The sequence below is a fragment of the Spongiactinospora rosea genome, assembly GCF_003315795.1.
Lineage (GTDB): Bacteria > Actinomycetota > Actinomycetes > Streptosporangiales > Streptosporangiaceae > Spongiactinospora > Spongiactinospora rosea.
Genome location: NZ_QMEY01000003.1, coordinates 24,499 through 49,170, shown reverse-complemented (window position 1 = coordinate 49,170; position 24,672 = coordinate 24,499). Strand labels below are relative to the sequence as shown.

Genomic DNA, 24,672 nt, shown 5'->3' with positions numbered 1-24,672 from the left:
TGTCGGGTAGAGGCGGTTCGCGAACTTCACCCCGATGTCGCCAGTTTTGACAACGGTTTTCATTCCGGGCCATACTTGTTATGTGATGTCCTACTTCTCCGGTCCATGGGGCCGCACCGCCGGTCTCACCGCCGGGGCCGTACTGCTGGCCGCCACCGCCGCCTGCGGCGCGGGACAGGCCAAGGGGGCGGGCGGCGACGCCAAGCCCCAGGTGATGGCCGCCTTCTATCCACTGCAGTGGCTCGCCGAGCGGGTCGGCGGCGGCGACGTGAGCGTCGTCCCGCTCACCAAGCCCGGCGTCGAGCCGCACGACCTCGAACTCACCCCGCGCCAGGTCGTCGGCCTGGCCGAAGCCGATCTGACGGTCTACATCAAGGGCGTGCAGCCCGCGCTGGACGAGGCCGTCGAGCAGAACGCCAAGGACAAGGGCTTCGACGCGGCCGCAGTCGTACCGAAGCTGCCCGCCACCGGCGACGCCCACGACCACGAGCACGAGGGGGAGGCCGGCCAGGCCGGTCACGCCGCCGAGCAGGGCGAGGCCGCGCACGCGGAGGTCTCCTACGACCCGCACCTGTGGCTCGACCCGTCCAGGTTCGCCATCGTGGCGGCCAAACTGGGCGACCGCCTCGCCGCCGCCGACCCGGCGCACGCCAAAGGCCACAAGGACCGCGCCGCCGCCGTGGCCGCCGAGCTGACCAAGCTCGACGCCGACATGAAGCGCGGCCTCGGCTCCTGCGCCGGGCACGCGCTCGTCACCAGCCACGCCGCCTTCGGCTACCTGGCCGGTCGCTACGGACTGGAGCAGGTCGGCATCAGCGGCATCGACCCCGAGGCCGAGCCCTCCCTCGCCCGCCTGGCCGAGGTCGAACAGGTCGCCAAGCGGGAGAAGGTCACCACGATCTTCACCGAGGCGCTGGTCAGCCCCAAGGTCGCCGAGGTGCTGGCCGAGCAGGTCGGCGCCAAGACCGCGGTGCTCGACCCACTGGAGAGCAAGCCCGCCACGGGCGACTACCTCACCGCCATGCGCGCCAACCTGGCGACGCTGCGCACCGCGCTCACCTGCACCTGATCATGATCGATACGGCCGTCCCCACTACACTCACCTGAAGTAACCGAAAGGAGACGCGGTCACTCTCCCTCGGCGCACGCCCCGGGACTCGCCCCGCGCAACCCGATGAGCCAACAGACGGTGTTCGCCATGACCGGCGGCCACGTCAGCCTGGACGGCCGCGCCGTCCTGCGCGGCGTGGACCTGCAGATCCGTGCCGGCGAGGTGGTGGCCGTGCTCGGCGCGAACGGCTCCGGCAAGTCCACCCTGATCCGCGCCCTGCTCGGCCTGGTGCCCCTCAGCGCCGGACGTACCGAGCTGTACGGCGTGCCCCCCGCCCGCTTCCGCGACTGGAAGCGGGTCGGTTACGTGCCACAGCGCCTGCTGGCGGGCGGCGGCGTGCCCTCGACCATCCGCGAGGTCGTCGCCTCCGGCAGGATCGCCCGCCAGCGGCGGCTGCGCCCGTCCAGCGCCGCCGACCGCGCGGCCATCGCCCGCGCGCTCACCGCGGTCGGCCTGGCCGACCGCGCCGGCGACCCGGTGGCCGCCCTGTCCGGCGGCCAGCAGCAGCGGGTGCTGATCGCCCGGGCGCTGGCCGGTGAGCCCGAGACCTTCGTGATGGACGAGCCCACCGCCGGAGTCGACGCGGCGAGCCAGGCCAACCTGGCCGACACGCTGTCCAAGCTGGTGGCGAGCGGCCGTACGGTGGTCCTGGTGGCCCACGAGCTGGGCCCGCTGGAGCCGCTGATCAGCCGCGCGGTGGTGATCAAGAACGGCCGCGTCGCGCACGACGGCGAGCCGCCGAGCGCGGTCGGCGCGCACGCGCTGCCCGGCCACGACCACCTCCATCCGCACGCCGAGCCCGCCGAGGGCGGGCCGCTCACCCTGTCGCCCGGCACGGCGACGACCGGCGAGTGACCTTTCCGAACGCGCCCGGCAGGGAGGCCCACGGTGCTTGAGCTGTTCCAGTCCCAGATCATGCAGCGCGCGCTCGTCGCCGGGCTGCTGGTCGGCCTGTCCGCGCCCGCCGTGGGCACCTTCATCGTGCAGCGCAGGCTGGCGCTGCTGGGCGACGGCATCGGCCACGTCGCGCTGACCGGCGTGGCCCTCGGCTTCCTGACCGGCACCGCCCCGACGCTGACCGCCGTGCTGGTGGCGGTGCTCGGCGCGGTGGCCATCGAGCTGGTACGCGAGCGCGGCCGGACCGGCGGCGACGTGGCGCTCGCGCTGCTGTTCTACGGCGGCATCGCGGGCGGCGTGCTGCTCATCGGGCTCTCCGATGAGGGCAGCAACGCCACGCTGATGTCCTACCTGTTCGGGTCGGTCAGCACCGTCACCCAGGGCGACGTCCTGGTGATCTGCGCGCTGGCCGCGGGGGTGCTCGGCGTGGTGCTGGTCTTCGGCCGCGAGCTGTTCCTGCTCTGCCAGGACCCGGAGGTCGCCAAGGCCAGCGGCCTGCCGGTGCGGTTCCTCAGCCTGCTGCTGGCCGTGACCGCCGCGCTCACCGTGGTGATCGCGATGCGCGTTGTCGGGCTGCTGCTGGTCAGCGCGCTCATGGTGGTCCCGGTGGCGGCGAGCCAGCAGCTCACCCGGGGATTTCGGACGACCCTGCTGCTGGCGATGGCCTTCGGGGTGGTGGCGACGGTCGGCGGACTCGGATACACGTACTACATCAACGTCGCGCCGGGGGCGGGGATCGTCCTGCTCGCCCTCTTGGGATTCGCCCTGGCTCTCGGTGTCGGTACATTCATACGCCGGAACCGAACCGGGGAGTCCAGACGATGACCAGCCGCCGCGATGCCGTATTCGACATCCTCCGCCACAGCGAGGGTTTTCGCAGCGCCCAGGACGTCTACGCCGAGATGCGCGCGGAAGGCGCCAAGATCGGGCTCACCACTGTCTACCGGGCGTTGCAGGCGCTCGCCGACAACGGCGACGTCGATGTGCTGCGCACCGACGACGGTGAGTCCGTCTACCGCGCCTGCGCCAGCGGCACGCACCACCACCACCTGGTGTGCCGCCGCTGCGGGCGTACCGTGGAGGTGGCCGGACCGGCGGTCGAGCGCTGGGCCGAGACCGTCGGCAGGGAGCACGGGTTCAGCGACATCACCCACACCGTCGAGGTCTTCGGCACCTGTTCCTCCTGTGCGGCGGGGCGGAAAGCGGGCTGACGGGCGTCCGTAACCGGCCCGTGGCGTGATTGCGTCAGACATCGGCCACGAAGAGATAGGCTGATGGCGCCACGGGGGTTATACGCTTCTCGACACGCGAGAACCCGGCCCCGAAGGAGCGACCATGCCATTCGGCCACGACATGGTGCACTCGCTCAGCACCGTGGTGGATTTGATCAACACCTCCCCCGCGGCTGATGGCGAGGAGTGCCTGTCCGACCTCGGCCAGCTCGGCGAGCTCGTCGAACGCTGGCAGGTGAGCGGCGTGGACGAGCTGGGGCCTGGCGACCTCGCCCAGGTCCGCGCGCTGCGCGACGCCTTTCACCGGGTGTTCACCGCGCCCGACCAGGCCGCCGCCGTGATCCGGCTGAACACCCTGCTGGGCGAGACCCGCATGACGCCCCGGCTGACCGAGCACGACGGTCACCCGGTGCACGTCCACTACTTCGCGCCGGGGGCCTCGGTCGCCGAGCACCTGGCCGCCGACTGCGGCATCGCGCTGGCGCACCTGCTGGTGGAGGGCGAGTGGGAGCGGCTGCGCACCTGCGCCGCCCCTGACTGCGACCGGGTGTTCTTCGACGAGTCGCGCAACCGGTCGCGGGTCTACTGCGACAGCCGCACCTGCGGCAACCGCATGCACGTGGCGGCCTACCGGGCGCGCAGGAGGGCCTGAGGCCCCCGCGGGCGTGCCCCGGCGGGCACGCCCGCCCCGAGGGTCAGGCGGTGTCGTTGGGCACCGCGCCGCCGTACCTGCGGTCGCGCTTGGCGTACATCTCGCACGCCTCCCACAGGTCGCGGCGGTCGAAGTCGGGCCACAGCCGGTTCAGGAAGACCATTTCGGCATAGGCCGACTGCCACAGCAGGAAGTTGGACGTGCGCTGCTCGCCGGAGGAGCGCACGAACAGATCGACGTCGGGGATGTCCGGTTCGTCGAGATAGCGGTGGAAGGTGCGTTCGGTGACCTTCCCTGGCCGGACCCGCCCGTCGGCGATGTCCTGGGCCAGTTTGACGACCGCGTCCAGGATCTCCGCGCGGCCGCCGTAGTTGACACAGAACTGCAGGGTGAGAGCCCGGTTGCCACGGGTCATCTCCTCGGCGTCCTGCAGCTCCTTGATGACGCTCTTCCACAGCCGCCCCGGCCGCCCGGCCCAGCGGACCCGCACGCCCATCGCGTGCAGCTCGTCGCGGCGGCGGCGGATCACGTCGCGGTTGAAGCCCATCAGGAACCGCACCTCGTCCGGCGACCTGCGCCAGTTCTCGGTCGAGAAGGCGTAGGCCGAGAGGTAGGGGACCCCCAGTTCGAGCGCGCCCTCGATCACGTCGAACAGTGATGCCTCGCCGGCCTTGTGGCCCTCGGTGCGAGGGAGGTTCCGCGCCTTGGCCCACCTGCCGTTGCCGTCCATCACGATCGCCACGTGCCTGGGGACCAGGTCACGCGGGATGGGGGGCGGGATCGCCCCCGACGGATGCTGGGACGGGGGACGGACGTTCACCTGTTGCTCCTTCTGCGCCGGTCATACGCGCTCTACATGCCGAAGAGAGCGTATGCCGTGCTCCAGGTGCCATTGCAGATATGCGGCGACCAGGCCGCTGCATTCGGTGCGATGGCGGGCCTGGGAGGCGTCCGCGGACGCCCAGTCGCCGCGCAGCAGGGCGAGCATGAGCGCGACCGTCTCGGTGGCCGGGACCGACGCCCCCGCCGGGCGGCACTCGGCGCACACCACGCCGCCCGCCACGATGGCGAACGCGCGCACCGACTCCGCCGAGCAGCGCGCGCAGGTCTCCAGGGCGGGGGCGTACCCGGCCACGGCCAGGGAGCGCAGGAAGTAGGCGTCGAGCACCAGGCGGGGCTCGTGCTCGCCGTCGGCCAGCGCGCGCAGGCCGCCGACCAGCAGCAGGAAGTGGCGCAGCGCCGGTTCCTTCTCGGCGACGGTGAGCTTGTCGGCCGTCTCCAGCATCGCGCTGCCCGCGGTGTAGCGGGGGTAGTCGGCGGCCAGCCGCTCGCCGTACGGCCGCAGGGTCTCGGCCTGGGTGACCACGTCGAGCGTGCGCCCGGTGTGGAACTGCACGTCAACGTGGGTGAACGGCTCCAGCCGCGCGCCGAACCTGGAGGTGGTGCGGCGCACGCCCTTGGCGACGGCGCGCACCTTGCCGGTGCGCCTGGTCAAGATCGTGACGATCCGGTCGGCCTCGCCCAGCTTGTGCGTGCGCAGCACGACGCCTTCGTCACGGTAAAGACTCACCCGCCCAGTCTAGGATCGAGCGTCGCGGATGAATCACAGGTAAACCTCGGATGGACCCTCTTGACCGATAGGTCACTAGACTTTGCCGTCTGGCGACCTCTCTCGCGCCATCTTTACCCGCAACTGCACGCTGCCTGAAAGGGTGTCATGACCCGCGTGGTCCTGCTGGGTTCATCCCCCGGCCCGAATCCGCCCGCCCACCGGCCGCTCCTCGCCGCGCTGCCGGGCTCCCCCACGGTCACCGGCCGGCTGCACGGCCAGCTCGCGTCGCTCGATCCCCACCCCGTCACGATCGTCCGCGCCGACCGCGCCCGCGATCATGAGGGCTACCCCGGCACCCTGGTCACGACCTCCGATCTGGCCGGCGATCTGCGGGCGCTGGCCGACGCGGTCGAGGACGCCCAGGAGAGCCTGCTCATCCTGCCCGCCGACTCGCTGATCCACGACGAGCTGATCTACCAGATCACCAAGTCCAAGCGCGGCGCGCTGGCGCTGGTCGCCAAGGAGCCGCGCGAGCTGCGCGAGGGTCTGGCGGGCGAGAACGGCGACGCCGACGACAACGGCGAGGGCGACGACGACCGGGTGCCCATCGACGAGGCCGAGCCGGAGATCTCCGACCGCGTCTACGAGGGGCTGCCGGTCCGCGCCCGGGTGGGCAAGTCCAGGGTGATCTCGGTCGGCTCCGCCTTCCACGCGGTGACCCGCCCCAACGCGGTCCTGCTGGGCCCGCTGCACCTGCACCACAAGCACGCGGTCACGCTGGCCGAGGCGGCCCGCGAGCTGGCCGGGATGGCCCATCTGCTCGGCCCGGAAGACGACGTCATCCAGTTGCTGGTGCTGTGCCTGGTACGCCGGGGCGTGTCCGTCGGCATCCGGGGGCGCCGTGACCTGTTCTTCCGCCGGGTCTCCGGCCAGGAGGCCGCCGACGAGGCGGTCGCCGAGATGGCCGGCTTCGACGAGGACCGCGCCCGGCTCAACAACGCGGTCAAGGGCGCCGACGGCTTCTTCACGACCTACTTCGTCAGCACCTACTCCCGCTTCATCGCCCGCTGGGCGGCCCGGCGCGGGCTGACCCCCAACCAGGTGACGCTGATCTCCATCTTCCTGGGGGTCGCGGCGGCGGCCGGCTTCGCCACCGGGACGCGCGCGGGGTCGGTTGCGGGCGCGGTGCTCATCTACTTCGCGTTCGTCTTCGACTGCGTGGACGGCCAGGTCGCCCGGTACGCCCGCAAGTTCGGGGTGCTCGGCGCGTGGCTGGACGCCACCTTCGACCGGTTCAAGGAGTACGTCGTCTTCGCCGGGCTGGCCATCGGGGCCGCGGTGGCGGGTCAGGGCGACGTGTGGACGCTGGCGCTCGTGGCGCTGGCCGTGCAGTCGGTGCGCCACCTGCTCGACTTCTCCTACGGCGCGGCGAGCCGCCGCAAGCCGCCGTCCCTGCTGCCCACGCTCGACCTGGCGGTCAGCGCGGACACCGCGCTGCGCCAGAAGCTGGCCGAGCGCAAGCTGTCCCGCCAGACCGGCGTGCGCGGGCTGCTGCGCATGTGGTCGCGGGCCGGGCGCGTCCGCGCCGTCCACTGGGCCCGCAAGATGATCGTCTTCCCGATCGGCGAGCGGTTCGCCGCCATCGCGATCACCGCCGCCTTCTTCGAGCCGAGGATCACCTTCCTGACCCTGGTCATCTGGGGCTCCATCGCCGCCGCGTACACGCTCACCGGACGTCTCGTTAGGTCGCTCGCATGATCACCCACCCTCAGCACACCCCCGTCGCCCAGCCCGACCCCGACGAGGAGCGCCGCCGTATCCAGACCGCGCGGCTGCTCGCCTACCGCGACGACGGCCCGCTGCTCGCCGGGCTGCGCCGGGTCACCAAGGCCGGTCTGCCGCCGGTGCCCGCCGCCCTGGCGTCGCTGGTGGCGGTGGCCGCGATCGGCGCGGCCGGGATGCTGGAGCCGGGGCCGATGCTGCTGGTCCCCGCGCTCGTCATGGTGGTCCTGGTCGGCCCCACGGCCACCCGCGACCACCTGGGGCGCTTCGACTGGCTGGTGCCGCCGCTGATCAGGGGCGGGGAGTTCCTGGCGGTGCTGCTCACCGGCATCACCGCGGACGTCCCCAAGTGGCTCCTGTTCGTGCTGGTCTACGTCGTGGGCTACCACACCTACGACACGGTGTACCGCACCCGGCAGAGCATCTGGCCGCCCGCGTGGGTCTTCCAGGCCGGTCTGGGGTGGGAGGTGCGCCTCCTGCTGATCGGCGCGGGCGCCGCGCTCGGCGTGGCGACCTGGGTGGTCGCCGTGCTGACGCTCTATCTGGGCGTGCTGTTCGCCGTGGAGAGCGTGACGAGCTGGGTGCGCCTGGACAAGGCGTCGGCGTCGCGGGCGGCGGAGTCCGACGACCTTGAGGCGTCGCCCGAAGAGGTGCAGGAGCAGGCCACCGGCGACGCCGAGCGCGGCTGACCCCACCGCCGTTCCGTACGCCCGAGGGGGCCGCGTTTCCCACGCGGCCCCCTTTTCGGCTATGACATGCACTGTGGAGTTGGACGGGCTGGATCGTGCCATCATCAAGGCCCTCGTCGATGACGCGAGGGCGACCTATGCCGAGATCGGGCACGAGGTCGGATTGTCCGCCTCCGCCGTCAAGCGGAGGGTCGATCGGCTGCGCGGGATCGGGGCGATAACCGGGTTCTCCGCGAGGGTCGCGCCGCGCGCCCTGGGCTGGACCACCGAGGCGTACGTCGAGCTGTACTGCCGGGGCAAGACCTCGCCCGCCGAGATCGGGGTGGCCGTGGCCCGCCACCCGGAGGTCGTCTCGGCCTGCACGGTGACCGGCGAGGCCGACGCGCTGCTGCACATCAGGGCCTCCGACATGCGGCACGTCGAGCAGGTCATCGAGCGGATCGCGGCCGAGCCGTTCGTGGTGCGCACCAAGAGCGCGGTCGTGCTCACCCGGCTCGTCAACGGATCGCCGCTGATCGGCTGAACAACGCAACCGATCCGCGCACACGCGCAACACACCGCACTTGGCCTGCGCAAACGCGCGTTCTTATGCTGATCTGGCCCTTCCGCACGGCGATGTGTCCGCACGGCGGCCCCTCAGCTTCCATGGAGCCTGGTATGAGCGTGCCACGCAGGCATTACCTAATGTGCCGGCCCGACTACTTCGCGGTCGAATACCGGATCAATCCCTGGATGGACCCCTCCCGGGGCGCCGACCGCGACCTCGCGCTGCGGCAGTGGGAGGACCTGAAGTCCGTCTATGAGGACCTGGGCCACACGGTGGAGGTCATCGAGCCGGTGGCGGGCCTGCCGGACATGGTCTTCGCCGCCAACGGCGCCCTGGTCGTGGACAGCCGGGTGTACGGCGCGCGGTTCGCCCACCCCGAGCGGGCCGAGGAGGCCGGGGCCTACCTGCGGTGGTTCACCGAGCACGGCTTCACCGAGGTCAAGGCCCCGTCGTTCACCAACGAGGGCGAAGGCGACCTGCTGGTGGTGGACGACCTCGTGCTCGCGGGCACCGGGTTTCGCACCGACGTGGCGGCGCACCGGGAGGTCCAGGAGTTCACCGGCCACCCGGTGATCACGTTAGGGCTCGCCGACCCGCGGTACTACCACCTTGACACCGCCTTGTGCCCGCTCGGCGGCCGGGACATCGCCTACCTGCCGCAGGCGTTCACCCCGGGCGGCCGCGCGGTCCTCGAACGGCTGTTCCCGGACGCGCTGATCGCCACACCGGCCGACGCGGCGGCCTTCGGGCTCAACTCGGTCTGCGACGGAAAGCACGTGATCATCAACCATGAGGCCGCCGACCTGCAGCTCGAACTGAAGCGCCGGGGTTACGAGGTGATCCCGGTGCACACGTCAGAGCTTCGCAAGGCGGGCGGCGGACCCAAGTGCTGCACCCTGGAGATCCGGAAATGACTTTTTTGCCGAAGACCGCGGAGTACGTCGAGCGGAGCGAGCGGAGGAGCGCGCACAACTACCACCCGCTGCCCGTCGTGGTGGAGCGCGCCGAGGGGGCGTGGGTCACCGACGTCGACGGCCGGCGTCTGCTCGACTGCCTGGCGGGCTACTCGTCACTGAACTTCGGGCACGGCAACCCGGCGATCCTGGCCGCCGCCCGCGAGCAGCTCGACCGGCTCACGCTGACCAGCCGCGCGTTCCTGCACGACCGGTTCGCCGATTTCTGCGCCGCGCTCGGCGACCTCACCGGCAAGGACATGGTCCTGCCGATGAACACCGGCGCCGAGGCCGTCGAAAGCGCGATCAAGGTGGCCCGCAAGTGGGGCTACGAGGTCAAGGGCGTGCCCGCCGACATGGCCACGATCCTGGTGGCCGAGAACAACTTCCACGGCCGGACGACCACGATCGTGGGCTTTTCCACCGACCCGGACGCCCGGGGCGGCTTCGGCCCGTTCGCGCCGGGGTTCCGGGTGGTCAAGTACGGCTCGGCCGACGCGATCAGGGACGCGATCGACGACACCACGGTGGCCGTGCTGATCGAGCCCATCCAGGGCGAGGCCGGGGTGCTGGTGCCGCCGGACGGCTACCTGACCCAGGTCAGGGAGATCTGCTCGCAGCGCGGTGTGCTGATGATGGCCGATGAGATCCAGTCGGGGCTCGGGCGTACCGGCGACACCTTCGCCTGCGACCACGAGGGCGTCGTACCGGACGTGTACATCCTGGGCAAGGCGCTGGGCGGCGGCGTGGTACCGGTCTCGGCGATCGCGGCCGACGCGGGCGTGCTCGGCGTGCTCAAGCCCGGCCAGCACGGCTCCACCTTCGGCGGCAACCCGCTGGCCTGCGCGGTCGGCATCGCCGTGGTGGACCTGCTCAGCACCGGGGAGTTCCAGCGCCGCGCCAGGGAGCTGGGCGCGGTGCTGCACGAACGGCTGCGCGGCCTGGCCGGGCAGGGCGTCACGGCGGTCCGGGGGCGCGGCCTCTGGGCCGGGGTGGACATCGATCCGGCGCTGGCCACCGGCAGGCAGATCAGCGAGGCGCTACTGGCCCGGGGCGTCCTGGTGAAGGACACCCACGGCAGCACGATCAGGATCGGCCCGCCGCTGGTGATCTCCGAGGAGGACCTGCACTGGGCGGTGGACCGGCTGGCGGAGGCGCTCAGCGACCTCCGTTAGCGGTCAGCCGCTCCCCGCGCCCGGGGCCGTGCCAGTACACGGAGGGCACCTCGCCGAGGGTGAGGGTGGCCACCGTGTTGCCGAACCACGGCCCCCGGCGCATCCGCCAGCGCAGCACCGGGCGCGGCACGCCCGCGAGCCTGGCCAGCCGCCCACCGGCCAGGCCCGCCACCGCCATCGACGCCACCACGTTGGCCACCCGCAGCACCCGGCTCAGCGGGTTGCGGATCGGCGAGCACACCGCCTGGTACACCGGCAGCCCGTCCAGCTTGGCGAGGTAGGAGAAGTGGACGTCGCCGGACAGCACGATCACCGTCCCGCCGGCGGCGGCCAGCAGCCGGCACATCTCGGTGAACGACCGCCGGAAGGCCGCCCAGTGCTCCAGGTCGACCGCCTGCCGCAGGACCTCCGCCCAGCGGGCCGCGCGGCGGCCCCAGGCCCCGTCGCACACCGCCTCGTTCCAGCTCTCCACGTGGTGGATGCCGCTGGGCAGCAGCACCGGGATGGAGGAGCCGATCACCACGCGGCGGTCGCCCGCGTCCATCTGCCGGGTGAACCACTCCCACTCGCCGTCGTCGAGCATCCGCCGGTCGCCGGGGGTGAGCCGCCTGGCGCAGCGGGTGTCCAGCATGATCAGGCGGGTGTCCCCGAGGTCACGGGCGTAGCTCCAGCGGTTGAGCGCGGGGTCCTCGTCGGCCTGGGCGGCGAACGCGTCGAGCAGGTCGCCGCCGTCGCCCTCGTGCGCGCGCAGCCGGGCCAGCAGCGGGTCGGCGGCCCGCTCCCCCGGCGACAGGTTGCCGAGGTGCTGGTAGACCCAGTACGCGCCGAGCCCGGCGACCAGCCTGCGCCGCCACCAGGGCAGCGCGGCCATCTTCTCGCGCCAGGCCGCGGAGGTGTTCCAGTCGTCCCGCAGGTCGTGGTCATCGAAGATCATCGCGGAGGGGACGGTGGCGAGCAGCCAGCGGATCTCCGGCTCGGCCCACGCCTGCCGGTACAGCGCGGCGTACTCCCCGAAGTCGGCGATCTCCCCGGCCGGCTCGCCGCCCCTGGCGCGGACGGCCTCCAGCACCTCGCCGCCGGGGGCGTCGGCGTAGACCTGGTCGCCGAGGAGCAGCAGCAGGTCGGGCCACTCGGCGTCGGGGGTCTCGCGCAGCCGCGTGCCGTACTCGCGCAGCGTGTCCACGCCGTGCGAGAGCAGGTGCACAGCGTCGTGCGGCACGCTGGTACGGCAGGAGCCGAACAGCACCCGCAGCGGCCGGTCCGCCGACGGCAGCCGGATCCGGCTGGGCGGGACCGCCGGGCCATCGGCGGGCGGCCAGACCCGCTCGCCGTCCACCTCCACCGTGTACGGCACGCCGCCCTCCGCCGCCGGGGGCTGCGGCCAGATCAGGTCGGCGATGGCGTAGTGGTGACCGTGCACGGTGAACGTCGCGGTCTCCACACGTACATCGCCCGCCTCCACCGCGACCCGCCCGGGCCGCGCGGTCTCCACCCACACGCTCGCGCTGGTGGCGTCGGCGTAGCGGAGCATGGGTCCGACCAAGAGTTCCGTCACGGGTCACCTGCCCTTCCGATGCGACACAACGGCACATTTCCCGCGTCGAAGCCTGTCATACTGGCACGTTCCCATGAACACGATCACGTTGTTGGATCAAGATGGGATATCGGCGGCGGGGCAACGGCGCCCCGCCTCCGCCCGGACGACCCGACTCACGGGGCGCGTGCGCCCCGCCCAACCGGAGGTCTTCATGACCGTCATGGTGCCGCCAACGGCGTCGGCAACCACCACTCCCAGTACCGGCGCGGATCCCGCGGCCGGATCCGCCGGCCGCCAGGCCCTCGACACCGCGCTCTTCCAGCTCGGCCAGGCCGCCGAGCACCTCGGCCTCGACGACGGCCTGCACCGGATGCTCGCGACCCCGCGGCGTTCGCTGACCGTCTCGGTCCCGGTCCGCCGTGAGGACGGCCGGATGGACGTCGTCCAGGGCTACCGCGTCCAGCACAACGTCTCCCGCGGCCCGGCCAAGGGCGGCATCCGCTTCCACCCGGACACCGACCTGTCCGAGGTCACCGCGCTCGCCATGTGGATGACGTGGAAGTGCGCGCTGGTCGGCATCCCGTACGGCGGCGCCAAGGGCGGCGTCGGCGTCGATCCGGCCACGCTGACCACCCGCGAACTGGAGCGGGTCACCCGCCGCTACGTCAACGAGATCCTGCCGCTGATCGGCCCCGACCAGGACATCCCGGCCCCCGACGTGGGCACCGACGAGCAGACCATGGCCTGGATCATGGACACCTACTCGGTGAACGCGGGCTACTCGGTGCCCGGCGTGGTCACCGGCAAGCCGACCATCCTGGGCGGCTCGCTGGGCCGGGCGGGGGCCACCGCCCGCGGCGTGCAGATCGCCACGATGGCCGCGCTCGGCGACCGCGATCCCGCCGGGGTCACCGTGGCCGTGCAGGGCTTCGGCAAGGTCGGCGCGCCCGCCGCCCAGTACCTGGCCGACGCCGGATGCCGCGTGGTGGCCGTCTCCGACGCCACCGGGGCGATCATCGACCGCGCCGGGCTCGACGTGGCGGCGGTGCGCGCGCACGTCGCCGAGGCGGGCGGCGTCGCCGGATACCCGCTCGCCGACGCGCTGAGCCATGCCGACCTGCTGGCGCTCGATGTGAGCGTGCTGGTGCCGGCCGCCCTGGAAGGCGTGCTGACCGCCGAGACGGCGCCCGAGGTCAGGGCCCGGCTCGTCGTCGAGGGCGCCAACGGGCCGACCACTCCGGCGGCCGACGACGTCCTGGCCGACGCGGGGGTCACCGTGGTCCCCGACATCCTGGCCAACGCGGGCGGCGTGATCGTGTCCTACCTGGAGTGGGTCCAGAACATGCAGGCCTACACCTGGAGCGCGGGCGAGGTCGAGGTCAAGCTGCGCGACCTGATGGAGCAGGCGTACGCGGAGGTCGGCGCGCTGGCCGCGGCCGAAGGGCTCACCCTGCGGCGGGCCGCGCACGCGATCGGCGTCTCCCGGGTCGCCGAGGCGCACCGGCTCAGGGGCCTTTATCCCTGATAGAGGGGGGCTTTACCACTCACCCGGGTTGCCGCTGGTCACGTAGGGTAACCGGAGATGTGTGATCAAGCGGCTAGGTTCGATGCTGGTTCTCCTTGTTTCCACACTCCCCGGGGCGGTGGCGTACGCCGCCGCTCCGGAGGAGGTCCCGCGACGACTCGTCCGCACGCCGGGCGGCGACCGCTTCGGCTACGCGCCGGTGGCCCGGCCGTACACCCGGGCCCTCCCGGAGCGGGTCACCGGGCTGCTGGTCAGCCACGACCCGCTGACCGGCGCCGAGCGCCGCTGCGGGGCGGCGGTGGTCGCCTCCGAGAGCCGCAGCCTGGTGCTCACCGCGGCGCACTGCCTGTTCGACAACGACGGGCAGGCGCGGCGCTGGTACGACCAGGTGACGTTCGTGCCCGCCTACAGCGGTTCCGGCGCGGGCGGCGCTCCGCTCGGGGTATGGCGGGCCGTCCGTACGTGGGTGACGCGCCCCTGGCGCACCCGTTCCTACTCCACCGAGGTGATCCCGCACGACGTGGGGGTGGTGGGCGTCGAGCCGGACGCGTCCGGCAGGCGGCTGGAGGATGTCACCGGACCCGGGCTGCGTCCGGTGTCCACGCGCAGGGGCGACGGCCGGGTGAGGGCGGTGACCCTGCCGGGCTATCCGTCCGAGCTGGGCTATCCGGGCGATGCGATGTACCGCTGCTCGGGGCGGGCCGCCGAGGCGCGGACCCCGTGGCCGGGGATGCTGATGACGCGCAACTGCCAGATCGTCAGGGGGCACAGCGGCGGTCCGGCGATCTCGGGCAGGGCGGTGGTGGGAGTGGCCACCTCGTCCTCGCCCTACCATGATCCGGACGGCTTCTCGCTGATCGCGCGGCTGTCGCCGCGGCGGGCACAGGGCCTGCTGGCCGTGGCCGAGCGCGGCATGGCCGCCTACGCCGCCGCCGCGGCGCGCTCGCGCCACCAGGCGACGGTGGCCGACAGCGCCTCGCCGATCGGGGTGGGGGCGACGCCGAACGTGTTCTGGAAGGCCGAGGAGTCCACCACGAACGGCCGGGCGAACTGGTAGCGGACGTGCTTGATCTCGCCGAGCATCGGGTTGGCGAGGCCGAGGGCGTCGATCATCCACGCCGGGTAGGAGCCGACCTTGGGCATGGCGACCCCGGCCAGGGCGCTCGTCCGCTCGGCCACCTGGCGGTAGCTCATCGGCGGGGCCGTGGGGATGTGCCAGGCGCGGCCCCAGGACCGCTCGCCGGTGCCCGCGAGGGCCAGGGCGGCGGCAGCGTCGGGGATGTAGGTCCAGCTGTGCGGCTGGTCGGGGTCGGCGACGTGCTTGAGCGCCTTGCCGGCCAGCAGCCTGGGTACGAATCGCTCGCCGAGGTGGGACTGGTCGAGCGCGCCGGGACCGAAGAAGTCCGAGCCGCGTACCTCGGTGCAGCGGATCCGGCCGGCCCGGTGTGCGGCGAGGGCCTGCTCCCACATGCGGACGCGTACCTGGGCCTTGACGCTCTCCGGCCGCAGCGGCAGGTCCTCGGTCATCGGGCCGGTCGGCGGGGCGTAGACGTACAGGTTGCCGAGCATGACGTAGTCCGCGCCGGTGGCCTCGGCCGCGCCGAGCAGCGACTCGGCGATCGGCGGCCAGTCGGTGGCCCAGCGGTGGTAGGGCGGGTTGACGCAGTTGTAGAGGGTGGTCGCGCCCCGGGTGAGGTCGGTGAGCGCGGCCTGGTCGGCGGCGTCGACGGCGGCCCGCCGTACGCCGGGCAGCTCCGGACCCGAACCCGACCTGCTCACCACGACGACCTCGTGCCCGAGCCCGGCCAGTTGCCGGACCAGCTCGCTGCCGACCTGACCCGCTCCTACGACGACGTGCTTGCCCATGGCGACCTGTCCTTCATCTCGGGATCTGCCTGGATCGGCGGACCGTTACGAGAGCAATGCTCTCCAGAAGGTGCGGCGTTGTCAAGAGCAGTGCTCTCGTATCCTTCGGGTGCTCTGCTAAGGTGGGCCCATGAACGCCGGGCGTACCGCACGTGAGAGAGTCCGTGCCGAGCTGACCAGGGAGATCACCGACATCGCCCGCAGGCACCTGGCCACCCAGGGGGCCGCCGGGCTGTCGCTGCGCGCGGTCGCGCGGGAGATGGGGATGGTCTCCTCCGCCATCTACCGCTATTTCCCGAGCCGGGACGACCTGCTCACAGCCCTGATCATCGACGGCTACAACGCGATCGGAGACGCGGTCGAGGCGGCGGACCGGGCCTGCCCGGCGGGCGACCACACCGGCCGGTGGCTGGCGGTCTGCCGCGCGGTGCGCGGGTGGGCGCTGGATCACCCGCATGAGTACGCCCTGCTGTACGGCTCGCCGGTGCCCGGCTACCAGGCCCCCCAGGACACCATCGCGCCCGCCGTCCGCGACGTCACCGTCTACGGCGCCATCCTGGCCGCCGCGCACGAGGCCGGCCGGCTGCGCCCGCCCCCGGGCTTTCCCGCCCCTCCCCGGGACGCCTGGCCCGCCGACGCCGAACGCCTGCGCCACTTCATGCCCGGCCTCTCCGACGAGGTGATCGCCCGTGCCATCGCGGCCTGGACGGCGCTGTTCGGGGCGGTCAGCCTGGAGGTGTTCGGCCAGTTCGCCAACGCGATCCTCGATCCGGCGGAGATCTTTTACCACAACATGACCTGCATGGCCCGCTTCATCGGCCTGCCGGAATGACGGCACGGCGGGCGCGGGCCGCCCGCCGTGCCGCGGAGCGGGTCAGCGAGCGGCGCGGTTGACCGCGGAGATCAGGGCCTTCAGCGCGGCGGTGGTGGTGTTGGCGTCGATGCCGACGCCCCACAGCACCTTGCCGTCCACGTCGCACTCCACGTAGGACGCGGCCTTGGCGTCGGTGCCCGCGCTCAGCGCGTGCTCGGTGTAGTCGAGCACCCGCACCTGCACCCCGACAACGGCCAGGGCGTCGCAGAAGGCCGAGATCGGGCCGTTGCCCACGCCCTCGACCTCGCGGATCTCACCGTCGATGCGCAGGTCGGCGCCGATGCGGTCCTTGTCCTCGACCTGGGAGTCGGTGCGGTGGGCCAGCAGGCCCAGCCTGCCCCACGGGTCGGCCGGGTTGGGGAGGTACTCGTCGGTGAAGGCCTCCCACATCTGCGCGGGCGTCACCTCGCCGCCTTGCGCGTCGGTGCGGGCCTGGATCACCTTGGAGAACTCCATCTGCAGCTTGCGCGGCAGGTCGAGCTGATGGTCGGCCTTCATGATGTAGGCCACGCCGCCCTTGCCCGACTGGCTGTTCACCCGGATGACCGCCTCGTAGCTGCGGCCGATGTCCTTGGGGTCGATCGGCAGGTAGGGCACCGCCCAGCGGAAGTCGTCCACCGGCACCCCGGCCGCCGCCGCGTCGATCGCGAGGTGCTCGAAGCCCTTCTTGATGGCGTCCTGGTGGGAGCCGGAGAAGGCGGTGTAGACCAGCTCGCCGCCCCACGGGTGGCGCGGGTGGACGGGGAGCTGGTTGCAGTACTCGACCACCCGGCGGATCTCGTCGATGTCGGAGAAGTCCAGCTCGGGGTCGATGCCCTGGGAGAAGAGGTTCATTCCCAGGGTGACCAGGCAGACGTTGCCGGTGCGCTCGCCGTTGCCGAACAGGCAGCCCTCGATGCGGTCGGCCCCGGCCAGGTAGCCCAGCTCGGCGGCGGCCACGGCGGTGCCCCGGTCGTTGTGCGGGTGCAGCGACAGCACCACCGAGTCACGGAAAGCCAGACGGCGGTTCATCCACTCGATCTGGTCGGCGTAGACGTTGGGGGTGGCCATCTCGACGGTGGCGGGGAGGTTGATGATGACCTTGTGGTCGGGGGTGGGCTGCCACACCTCGTTGACCGCGTTGCAGACCTCGACGGCGTAGTCCAGCTCGGTGCCGGTGAAGGACTCGGGAGAGTACTGGAAGAAGATCGTCGTGTCGGTCATCGCCTCGGCGAGCTTCTTGCACAGCTTCGCGCCCTCGACGGCGATGGCGGTGATGCCCTCGCGGTCCTGGCCGAAGACCACCCGGCGCTGCAGCGTGGAGGTCGAGTTGTACAGGTGGACGATCGCCTGCCCGGCCCCGCGCAGCGACTCGAAGGTACGCTCGATCAGCTCGGGCCTGGCCTGGGTCAGGACCTGGATCACGACGTCATCGGGGATCATGTCCTCTTCGATGATCTGCCGGACGAAGTCGAAGTCGGTCTGGGAGGCGGCCGGGAAGCCGACCTCGATCTCCTTGAACCCCATGCGGACCAGCAGGTCGAACATCTTGACCTTGCGGTGGGCGTCCATGGGGTCGATCAGCGCCTGGTTGCCGTCGCGGAGATCGACGGCGCACCAGCGGGGGGCCTCGGTGATGACCTGGTCGGGCCAGGTGCGGTCGGTCAGGCGTACCGGCTGGTAGGGCTCGTACCGGCCCACCGGCATGCGACTGGGTTGTTGCCGCGGATAATCGCTCACGGTCGTGTGCTCCTTGTGCTCTTCGTCGGGGCCTCGTCGAAACGGCCGACGCGCATGACACGCTCCGCGGCGAGGGAGCCGGCCTAGGAAAGGCCCCCGCCGCGGCACATAAGGAGCAGGCCACGCAGCACGTTATGGAGGTTAGCAGATGCGCCGGTGAAGCCGTGCCGGTCGGCGGGCTAGAGTCCGAAGAGACGAGGAACAGGGGGCGGTCATGCAAGACGACGACATCCTGACCCGCATCAACGGCCTGATCGCCGAGGAGCACGAGCTGCGCGCCAGGCTGGCCCAGGGCGAGGTCTCCTCCGAGGAGGAGAACGACCGGATCGTGTCGCTGGAGCGCGCGCTCGACCAGTGCTGGGACCTGCTGCGCCGGCGTCGCGCCCGGCGGGAGTTCGGTGAGGACCCGTACGACGCCGCGCCCCCGCCGATCGACGAGGTCGACTCCTACCAGCAGTAGCGGCTCGGCGATCGCGGTCGGCTTCGGGGGGCCACAAAACGGTTGGCGCCGCCGCGGGCATGTGGGATTGCCTGTACTCCATGTCGATTCTGCATGTCGATCGCGCGGGCGCCGCACTCGCCGACGGCTACTACTCGGTGTATCGGGCGGCGCACGAGATCGACGATCCCGGTCCGCTGTCCTCGTCCCGGTTTTTCCGCATATGGGCGCTGATCGGCTGGGAGGACAACGCCGAGGCGTACGTCCACGTCCGCGATGGCGTCGTGACCGGCGGATACACACTGGAGCTGCCCGAACGGGACAACGCGCACCTGGCGCTGATCCCGAAGTTGGTCGTCGCCCCGGAGAGCCGCCGCCAGGGCATCGGTTCGGCGCTGCTCGCGCACGCCGTCGAACGGGCCCGCGCCGCGGGCAGGCGGACGCTGGTCGCCGAGGCCGCGGCGGTGGGCGGCCCGGGGGCCACGTTCGCGCAGGCCCACGGGTACACCGCCGCCACCACCGAGGTCCGCCAGGTCCTCGACCTGCGTACGGCCGACCGGGCCGCCTTCGAGGGCGCACGCGACCTCGCGGCCCGCCAGGCGGACGGCTACGAACTGGAGGCCTGGCGAGGCACGGCCCCCGAACGCCTGCACGCCGACCTCGCCCTGCTGCACGCCGGCATGAACGACGCGCCGACCGGCGGCCTCGACATCGAGGACGAGGTGTGGGACGCCGCCCGGACGGGCGAGCGGGAGCTGCGGCTGCACGAGGCGGGGGCCAATGGCAGGGCCATCATCGCCAGGCACACCGCCACCGGCGCGCCCGCGGCCCTCACCCGGGTCTTCTTCGACGACGACGGCGCGGACGGATGGGGCCGGCAGAGCGACACCGTGGTGCTGCGCCCGCACCGCGGCCACCGGCTCGGCATGCTGCTGAAGACGACCAACGCGCTGACCCTGCTGGACGAGGAGCCCGCGGTGCACCGGGTGATCACCTGGAACGCCGCCTCGAACACGCACATGCGGGCCATCAACGATCTGCTGGGGTTCCGCCCGCTCGACACCTGGCACGAGTGGCAGAAGGCGATCTGAGCCGACCGGCCCGGGACATGAATATGCCCTCGTGGGGCGGGAGAGGTGTGGTAGTCCCGCCCCACGAGGGGTGCCGGTCAACGGGCCACGGGCGGTGGCCGGGCAGGAACCGGCATTGAAGGGGCCCTGGCCGGGGCACTGGAGGGGCGGCCTCCGGCCCTGGGCCACTCTCGATCTCTCAGGTTCTCACCGTCAGGACGCGGCCCACAGAGCCGGCACGTTCGGCGGCTCCCAGCCGGGGAGCGACGTGTGCGCCTGGAGGCAGCGGTAGTTCTGGCCGCCGTAGGTGACCGTGGCGCCCGCGGTGTAGGAGGTGTAGGTCTTCCAGGTGCCGCCGGGCGGGTCGGTCGGGCCACCGGTCGGGCTGCCCGTCGGGCCGGGGCCGTCGCTGCCGGCGAGCTGAAGGCCGTAGACCTGCAGGGCCTCGCCGACCGGCTGGAAGTAGGTGGTGCCACCGCTGCTGCAGTTGCCCGAACCACCGGAGGTCATGCCCTGCGCCTGGTCACCGGAGTAGAACGAACCGCCGGAGTCACCGGGCTCGGCGCACACGTTGGTGCGGGTGACGCCGGAGACGGTGCCCTGCGAGTAGGTCACGCTGGTGTTGAGCTGCTGGACGCTGTTGCAGTGGTTCTGGGTGGTCGAGCCGGAGCGGCAGATCCGCGTACCGGGCTGCGCGACGGTCGAGCCGTTGATCGTCACGATGCCGGCGTTGTAGGCGTTGACGATGCCGCGCGGCACCCACTGGCTGTTGACCTCGACCCAGGCGTAGTCGTTGCCGGGGAAGGAGGAGCCGCGGAAGGTGCCCTGCGCCTGACGGTTGGAGCCCGTCGTGGTCGCGCCCGTGTTGCCGCAGTGGCCCGCGGTCACGAAGCCGCCCTGCGAGCCCGCCTTGGTGACCGAGAAGCCGACGGAGCAGCGGCTGCCGGAACCGATGTAGTAGGCGTCGCCGCCGCGTACGTCGGCGTACAGGGCGGGCCGCTCGCTGGACTTGACCACGTCGACGAGGCTCGCGTCCACGCCGGCGGCCTTGATCTTGGCCTTGGCCTTGGCCGGGTTCGGGGTGCGCACGACGACCCTGTTGGTCTGGATGTCGGTGCCCCACGAGGTGGCGACCTCGGCGTTGTTGCTCAGCGCCCGGTCCAGGGAGACCTTGGCGGCGTCCAGCGTCGCCAGGGAGTGCTGGACGACCTTCGGCTCGGCGCCGGCCTCGCGGATGACGGGGGCCTGGGCGGCGTCGGTGGTCGCCACCACGAGGGAGGCGAGCGGGCCGGTGACCCAGGTACCGGCATAGGCGCCACCGAGTCGGCCGCGGAGCAGGGGTTCGAGCTGCCCCGCCGCCAGTTCGTTGGCGATGCGCAGCTCAGCCTGCTGCGTGGTGAGGCCGAGGTCCTTCTTGGTCTGTTCGATGTATTGGGGGGATGGATCAGAGGCCGCCGCGGCGGCCGCCTTGACCTGGGCATAAACGGACGCCGGAGCGGCCGGGGCGGGGGCGGGCTCCGGTGCGCCCGCGCCGCCGGCCGCGGCGAAGGCGATGGCCGGAGCGGCCACCAACGTGAGAGCGAGCGTGATGCCCGCCGTCACGGCATTACTGCGGAGCATGTATCTCTCCTTGTGTCGGGGGGTGCGCCGTTAACGTAACGGTCAAGACACGAGGAGCGGCCCTATCAGTTGGAACCTATTACACCGTTATGTGCATCCGTCTATATCGCGACGTTATGGAAAACTGTGGGGTACTCGCTTTCAGGGGCGCGATGTCAGTTTTTGGGACAGTGACCCGGTCCACCGGCCTCGATATCGGGCCGGCTCCGGGCATGCCGCCCCCCAAAGCCAAGGAGATCACAGTGGACGCCGAGCACACCGGCGCTGAGAGGGAGCCGAGCGGGAAGGACGGCAGGGTCATCTCGCGGAAGACCCTGCTGAGGGCCGCCGTCATGGCCGCGCCTATCCCCCTCCTGGTTCCCCAGATTCCCGCACTGGCCCGCAGCATGGCCCCCGGGCAGAGCCTGGAGCCCACGCCGTACTGCCAGGAACCCGAGGACCGCACCCCCGCGCAGACCGAGGGCCCGTACTTCAAGCCCAACTCCCCGCAGCGCAGCACGCTGCCGGGCAGCGGCACCCGCCTGGTCGTCAGCGGCTATGTCTTCAACCTGGCCTGTCAGCCACTGGCCAACGTGCTGCTGGACTTCTGGCAGGCCGACAACAACGGCAACTACGACAACGTCGGGTACACCTTCCGTGGCCACCAGTTCACGAACGCCCAGGGTTACTACAACCTGACCACGATCATCCCTGGCCTGTACCCGGGCCGTACCCGGCACATCCACGTCAAGGTCCAGGCCCCCAACCGCCCGGTCCTGACCACCCAGCTCTACTTCCCGGGTGAGCCGCGCAACAACACGGACACGATCTTCGACCCGCGCCTGCTGATGAACGTGCAGCCGGGAACCGCGACGTTCGACTTCGTGCTGAACATCGCCGGTCAGCCCACCCAGAGCCCGACGGGGAGCCCGACCGGCAGCCCGACGGGAAGCCCCACCGGTGGTCCCACCGGCGGTCCCACGACGTGGGCGGCCGGCACCTCCTACACCGCGGGCGCCACGGTCACCTACAACGGCTCGTCGTACCGCTGCCTGCAGGCGCACACCGCGCTGCCGGGCTGGGAGCCGCCGAACGTGCCCGCTCTGTGGGCGCGCGCGTGACCCGGTTCCGCTGATCCTCCGCCGCCCGCCGTACCCGCCTGGGGTCACGGGGCGGCGGGCGGACGGCCTTCGCAGCGCGGGTCCGGCGCCACCTTGAGCGGATCGGGCGCGAGCCACGAGATCATGCTCTGCTCGACGTACCAGTGGTGCAGATGGACTCGGCTGCGGGGAACGTCTCCGGGCTCCGGGCACAGGACCCGGGAGACCAGCAGGTCGTTGCCGAAGAAACGAACGGCCCCAGAACGCTCCAGCACGCTCGTCATCTGCTCGTCGTTAACGATCACGTAGCCGACCACGACCTCGCGCCCCGCGGGCCGGTCCGCCTCGGGCGCGGCCGGCACGGTGAACTCCATCGCGCTCAGCGGCAGGATCGGCACCCGGAGCACCACGACGCCCGCGACCAGCGGCAGCAGTACGGCCAGCGCGATGGCGGCCCCGTGCGCGATCAGCCCGGCCGACAGGCGCGGCACCGGCCCGGTCAGCAGCGGCGCGATCCCCGGCGGCACCGCCAGCAGGATGAACGTCGGCACGTCGCGCTCCGCCCAGGCCATCGCGATGGCCGGTGACATGGCGACGTACACGAGCACCGCCGCCATGATCGGAACGACCACGCACACCGCGTGGACCAGCGTGCCGCGCGCCGGGTGGCGGTCGCGGACGGTCAGCCCGGCCGCCGAGAGCGCCAGCAGGGCGAGCGCCGGCAGGAACCGCAGCTGCCAGCCGAGCATGGCCACCAGGGCGGCGAGCACCACCACCCAGTCCGGCAGCCGGTCGGCGATCCGCACCAGCCAGGACGAGCGCCCGGTGCTGACCCGGTACAGCAGGCCGAGCACCCGCCCGGCCAGGACCACGACCGGGACCACCCACACGGTGGTCAGCAGCACGACGCTGAGCATCCCGAGCGGGCTGACGTGCTGGACGAGGAGCAGCAACGTCTGCGTGTCCTGCCGACCGGCCCACCACAGGCGCAGCACGAGCAGCGCCACCGGAAACGCCGGCAGCACCGCCAGCAGCCACTCCTGGTTCCGCGGGCGCCGGTAGACCGGCTTGCGCCCCGCCGCTCCCCCGGTCAGCACACCTGGGCCGAGGTGTCGCGCTCCCAGGGCCAGCGGCGTACCTCCGGCCTCTTCGGGCACGGCGGGCGGTCACCGGCGATGTCGATGCCCGGGTTGGTCCGCATCATCGGCCGGATGTGCCGGTCGTAGGCGTCCTCCCAGCGGCGGTTGCCGGGGTCGGCGAGCGAACGGTAGAGCGCCAGGTCCACCAGCGTGCGCAGGGCGGTGTTCGTGCCGCTGTTGATCGCCCAGCGCTCGTTCGCCTCCAGGCCGACGTCATGGTGGCGCAGCCGCCCGCCGGACCGCGTGACGAACCCCGCCATGATCGCCGCATCCGTGCTCACCGCCTCGTACTCTCCGGCGAGGAGCTCGTCCATGCACTGCTTGATCCGGTTCACGCCGGTCACCTTCGCGCCGGTGCGCTCCAGCGCGCTCTGTAACGCGCCCTCGGAGGTGGAGGTGCCGAGCGTGCACACCTTCTTGCCGGCGAGCTGCGACAGCGAGGTGACCTCGCCCTCGTAGTCGTCCCTGGTCACCACGGACTGCTCGGTGAGCAGGTAGGGGGAGGAGAACCCGACCGTGGGGTCCTTCTCCCGCGTCGGCGTGATGCTGAAGCTCGCCACCACCAGGTCCACATCGACGAACTCGCCCCGCTCGTTCTTGGCCCGCTTCCTGGCCCGGTCCTCGGTCTCGATGGCCAGGAACTCCACCTGGTTCTTCCCGAACCCGAGGTCTTCGGCGATCATCAGCGCGATGTCGATGTCGAAGCCCGAGTAGGTGCCGGTCTCCGGATCGCGCAGCGCGATGCCCGGAGTGTCGTCCTTCACGCCGATCCGCAACGTCTGCTTGCTGGTCAGCTTGGCCAGCTCGCGCAGCTCTGCCTCGGTCGGCGGCCCGGTGTTCCACACGATCCAGCCGCCCGCCACCAGCGCGGCGGTGAGGGCCACCAGCCAGCCGTACAGCCGGAACCTCCGCGCCCTGCGCCGCCGCCTGACCCGCGCCTCCTCCTCGGCGGCACGTTCCACCTCCGCCGCCGCCTCAGCAGCCCCCGCCCCGGGCTCTGGCGGCCCTTCAGCCGGCACGACAGGCGGTAACCCCCCGTCCCCGGCCCGCCCCTTCCCCCATGGTGTGTAGCGTCGCACGGCGCGCTCCCCTGGATTCGCCGGTCCCCCGGATCCCCGAGTCGTTTCCCGGCAGGTTACGTCGTACCGGCCGCTCGTGTGAGCGTTCACTGGTTACAGATGAATTCCACCATCTAACTCGAAATACCGTGACCT

The 24,672-nt window shown here is 71.8% G+C and carries 23 protein-coding genes and 1 pseudogene; 16 read left to right on the top strand and 8 right to left on the bottom strand.

The window, feature by feature from the left end:
* Positions 1–85 precede the first annotated feature (85 nt).
* From DP939_RS08930 to DP939_RS08910, 5 genes are all read left to right on the top strand, one after another.
* Positions 86–1,069 (top strand): metal ABC transporter substrate-binding protein, encoded by a 984-nt coding sequence (locus DP939_RS08930; protein WP_113980162.1) that lies wholly within the window; start codon positions 86–88, stop codon positions 1,067–1,069.
* 105 nt (positions 1,070–1,174) lie between these two features.
* Positions 1,175–1,966, top strand: coding sequence for a metal ABC transporter ATP-binding protein (locus DP939_RS08925; RefSeq protein ID WP_225878119.1), 792 nt, complete (start codon positions 1,175–1,177; stop codon positions 1,964–1,966).
* Positions 1,967–1,999: 33 nt separating this feature from the next.
* On the top strand, positions 2,000–2,833 hold the full coding sequence (locus DP939_RS08920) for a metal ABC transporter permease (RefSeq protein WP_113980161.1): 834 nt from the start codon (positions 2,000–2,002) through the stop codon (positions 2,831–2,833).
* A complete protein-coding gene (locus tag DP939_RS08915) occupies positions 2,830–3,219 on the top strand; it encodes a Fur family transcriptional regulator (RefSeq protein WP_113980160.1) in 390 nt (129 codons plus the stop codon). Before DP939_RS08920 ends, DP939_RS08915 begins: the two co-directional genes overlap by 4 nt.
* Before the next feature lie 124 nt (positions 3,220–3,343).
* Positions 3,344–3,892, top strand: coding sequence for a CGNR zinc finger domain-containing protein (locus tag DP939_RS08910; RefSeq protein ID WP_113980159.1), 549 nt, complete (start codon positions 3,344–3,346; stop codon positions 3,890–3,892).
* Between the two features lie 43 nt (positions 3,893–3,935).
* On the opposite strand, the gene DP939_RS08905 is transcribed toward DP939_RS08910, so the two are convergent.
* Positions 3,936–4,712 (bottom strand): isoprenyl transferase, encoded by a 777-nt coding sequence (locus DP939_RS08905; protein ID WP_113980158.1) that lies wholly within the window; start codon positions 4,710–4,712, stop codon positions 3,936–3,938.
* Positions 4,713–4,733: 21 nt separating this feature from the next.
* Positions 4,734–5,462, bottom strand: coding sequence for a DNA repair protein RecO (gene recO / locus DP939_RS08900; RefSeq protein ID WP_113980157.1), 729 nt, complete (start codon positions 5,460–5,462; stop codon positions 4,734–4,736).
* Positions 5,463–5,609: 147 nt separating this feature from the next.
* Between recO and DP939_RS48650 the strand changes: the two genes are divergently transcribed.
* The 5 genes from DP939_RS48650 (at position 5,610) to rocD (ending at position 10,590) form a co-directional block, all read left to right on the top strand.
* A complete protein-coding gene (locus DP939_RS48650) occupies positions 5,610–7,202 on the top strand; it encodes a CDP-alcohol phosphatidyltransferase family protein (RefSeq protein ID WP_113980156.1) in 1,593 nt (530 codons plus the stop codon).
* Positions 7,199–7,915 (top strand): DUF5941 domain-containing protein, encoded by a 717-nt coding sequence (locus tag DP939_RS48645; RefSeq protein WP_113980155.1) that lies wholly within the window; start codon positions 7,199–7,201, stop codon positions 7,913–7,915. Before DP939_RS48650 ends, DP939_RS48645 begins: the two co-directional genes overlap by 4 nt.
* A 73-nt stretch (positions 7,916–7,988) precedes the next feature.
* Entirely contained in the window at positions 7,989–8,438 is a 450-nt protein-coding gene (locus DP939_RS08885) for an Lrp/AsnC family transcriptional regulator (RefSeq protein WP_199536880.1), read from the top strand.
* A 134-nt stretch (positions 8,439–8,572) separates the two neighbouring features.
* Positions 8,573–9,376 (top strand): dimethylargininase, encoded by an 804-nt coding sequence (gene ddaH, locus DP939_RS08880; protein WP_113980154.1) that lies wholly within the window; start codon positions 8,573–8,575, stop codon positions 9,374–9,376.
* Positions 9,373–10,590, top strand: a complete 1,218-nt coding sequence (gene rocD / locus DP939_RS08875; RefSeq protein ID WP_113980153.1) for an ornithine--oxo-acid transaminase — start codon at positions 9,373–9,375, stop codon at positions 10,588–10,590. Before ddaH ends, rocD begins: the two co-directional genes overlap by 4 nt.
* Here the strand turns inward: rocD and DP939_RS08870 are convergent.
* Positions 10,574–12,145 (bottom strand): alkaline phosphatase D family protein, encoded by a 1,572-nt coding sequence (locus DP939_RS08870; protein ID WP_113980152.1) that lies wholly within the window; start codon positions 12,143–12,145, stop codon positions 10,574–10,576. The two genes, rocD and DP939_RS08870, sit on opposite strands and share 17 nt — an antisense overlap.
* A gap of 193 nt (positions 12,146–12,338) precedes the next feature.
* Between DP939_RS08870 and DP939_RS08865 the strand changes: the two genes are divergently transcribed.
* Positions 12,339–13,652, top strand: a complete 1,314-nt coding sequence (locus tag DP939_RS08865; RefSeq protein ID WP_113980151.1) for a Glu/Leu/Phe/Val family dehydrogenase — start codon at positions 12,339–12,341, stop codon at positions 13,650–13,652.
* An 82-nt stretch (positions 13,653–13,734) separates the two neighbouring features.
* Positions 13,735–14,430, top strand: a pseudogene (locus DP939_RS47715) (trypsin-like serine peptidase); the annotation flags it as partial.
* A 143-nt stretch (positions 14,431–14,573) separates the two neighbouring features.
* Here the strand turns inward: DP939_RS47715 and DP939_RS08855 are convergent.
* On the bottom strand, positions 14,574–15,518 hold the full coding sequence (locus tag DP939_RS08855; RefSeq protein ID WP_113980149.1) for an NAD-dependent epimerase/dehydratase family protein: 945 nt from the start codon (positions 15,516–15,518) through the stop codon (positions 14,574–14,576).
* Positions 15,519–15,648: 130 nt separating this feature from the next.
* On the opposite strand from DP939_RS08855, the gene DP939_RS08850 reads away from it, so the two are divergent.
* The gene (locus tag DP939_RS08850; RefSeq protein WP_113980148.1) at positions 15,649–16,350 is read left to right on the top strand and encodes a TetR/AcrR family transcriptional regulator; all 702 of its coding nucleotides are present in this window, start codon (positions 15,649–15,651) and stop codon (positions 16,348–16,350) included.
* Between the two features lie 42 nt (positions 16,351–16,392).
* On the opposite strand, the gene leuA is transcribed toward DP939_RS08850, so the two are convergent.
* On the bottom strand, positions 16,393–18,078 hold the full coding sequence (leuA, locus tag DP939_RS08845) for a 2-isopropylmalate synthase (protein WP_113980147.1): 1,686 nt from the start codon (positions 18,076–18,078) through the stop codon (positions 16,393–16,395).
* Between the two features lie 247 nt (positions 18,079–18,325).
* Here leuA and DP939_RS08840 point away from each other — a divergent pair, with 247 nt between their 5' ends.
* Together DP939_RS08840 and DP939_RS08835 are read left to right on the top strand one after the other, a co-directional pair.
* Complete coding sequence (locus tag DP939_RS08840; protein WP_113980146.1) at positions 18,326–18,571, top strand: DUF2630 family protein; 246 nt, start codon at positions 18,326–18,328, stop codon at positions 18,569–18,571.
* An 80-nt stretch (positions 18,572–18,651) separates the two neighbouring features.
* Positions 18,652–19,641, top strand: coding sequence for a GNAT family N-acetyltransferase (locus DP939_RS08835; RefSeq protein WP_158578513.1), 990 nt, complete (start codon positions 18,652–18,654; stop codon positions 19,639–19,641).
* Between the two features lie 192 nt (positions 19,642–19,833).
* On the opposite strand, the gene DP939_RS08830 is transcribed toward DP939_RS08835, so the two are convergent.
* Entirely contained in the window at positions 19,834–21,240 is a 1,407-nt protein-coding gene (locus DP939_RS08830) for a carbohydrate-binding protein (RefSeq protein WP_113980144.1), read from the bottom strand.
* Positions 21,241–21,452: 212 nt separating this feature from the next.
* Here DP939_RS08830 and DP939_RS08825 point away from each other — a divergent pair, with 212 nt between their 5' ends.
* Positions 21,453–22,340 (top strand): carbohydrate-binding protein, encoded by an 888-nt coding sequence (locus tag DP939_RS08825; protein ID WP_113980143.1) that lies wholly within the window; start codon positions 21,453–21,455, stop codon positions 22,338–22,340.
* Positions 22,341–22,384: 44 nt separating this feature from the next.
* Here the strand turns inward: DP939_RS08825 and DP939_RS08820 are convergent, their stop codons facing one another.
* Both DP939_RS08820 and DP939_RS08815 read right to left on the bottom strand, forming a co-directional pair.
* The gene (locus tag DP939_RS08820) at positions 22,385–23,416 is read right to left on the bottom strand and encodes a hypothetical protein (protein WP_113980142.1); all 1,032 of its coding nucleotides are present in this window, start codon (positions 23,414–23,416) and stop codon (positions 22,385–22,387) included.
* Positions 23,410–24,420, bottom strand: coding sequence for a transporter substrate-binding domain-containing protein (locus tag DP939_RS08815; RefSeq protein ID WP_158578512.1), 1,011 nt, complete (start codon positions 24,418–24,420; stop codon positions 23,410–23,412). Before DP939_RS08815 ends, DP939_RS08820 begins: the two co-directional genes overlap by 7 nt.
* Between the last annotated feature and the right edge of the window lie 252 nt (positions 24,421–24,672).

Bases quoted from the DNA above. Each gene is read 5' to 3' on its own strand.
- DP939_RS08930 (WP_113980162.1), top strand. From the start codon at position 86: ATGTCCTACTTCTCCGGTCCATGGGGCCGCACCGCCGGTCTCACCGCC.
- DP939_RS08925 (WP_225878119.1), top strand. From the start codon at position 1,175: ATGAGCCAACAGACGGTGTTCGCCATGACCGGCGGCCACGTCAGCCTG.
- DP939_RS08915 (WP_113980160.1), top strand. From the start codon at position 2,830: ATGACCAGCCGCCGCGATGCCGTATTCGACATCCTCCGCCACAGCGAG.
- DP939_RS08910 (WP_113980159.1), top strand. From the start codon at position 3,344: ATGCCATTCGGCCACGACATGGTGCACTCGCTCAGCACCGTGGTGGAT.
- DP939_RS48650 (WP_113980156.1), top strand. From the start codon at position 5,610: ATGACCCGCGTGGTCCTGCTGGGTTCATCCCCCGGCCCGAATCCGCCC.
- DP939_RS48645 (WP_113980155.1), top strand. From the start codon at position 7,199: ATGATCACCCACCCTCAGCACACCCCCGTCGCCCAGCCCGACCCCGAC.
- ddaH (WP_113980154.1), top strand. From the start codon at position 8,573: ATGAGCGTGCCACGCAGGCATTACCTAATGTGCCGGCCCGACTACTTC.
- rocD (WP_113980153.1), top strand. From the start codon at position 9,373: ATGACTTTTTTGCCGAAGACCGCGGAGTACGTCGAGCGGAGCGAGCGG.
- DP939_RS08865 (WP_113980151.1), top strand. From the start codon at position 12,339: ATGACCGTCATGGTGCCGCCAACGGCGTCGGCAACCACCACTCCCAGT.
- DP939_RS08855 (WP_113980149.1), bottom strand. From the start codon at position 15,518: ATGGGCAAGCACGTCGTCGTAGGAGCGGGTCAGGTCGGCAGCGAGCTG.
- DP939_RS08850 (WP_113980148.1), top strand. From the start codon at position 15,649: ATGAACGCCGGGCGTACCGCACGTGAGAGAGTCCGTGCCGAGCTGACC.
- leuA (WP_113980147.1), bottom strand. From the start codon at position 18,078: ATGCCGGTGGGCCGGTACGAGCCCTACCAGCCGGTACGCCTGACCGAC.
- DP939_RS08840 (WP_113980146.1), top strand. From the start codon at position 18,326: ATGCAAGACGACGACATCCTGACCCGCATCAACGGCCTGATCGCCGAG.
- DP939_RS08835 (WP_158578513.1), top strand. From the start codon at position 18,652: ATGTCGATTCTGCATGTCGATCGCGCGGGCGCCGCACTCGCCGACGGC.
- DP939_RS08830 (WP_113980144.1), bottom strand. From the start codon at position 21,240: ATGCTCCGCAGTAATGCCGTGACGGCGGGCATCACGCTCGCTCTCACG.
- DP939_RS08825 (WP_113980143.1), top strand. From the start codon at position 21,453: ATGCCGCCCCCCAAAGCCAAGGAGATCACAGTGGACGCCGAGCACACC.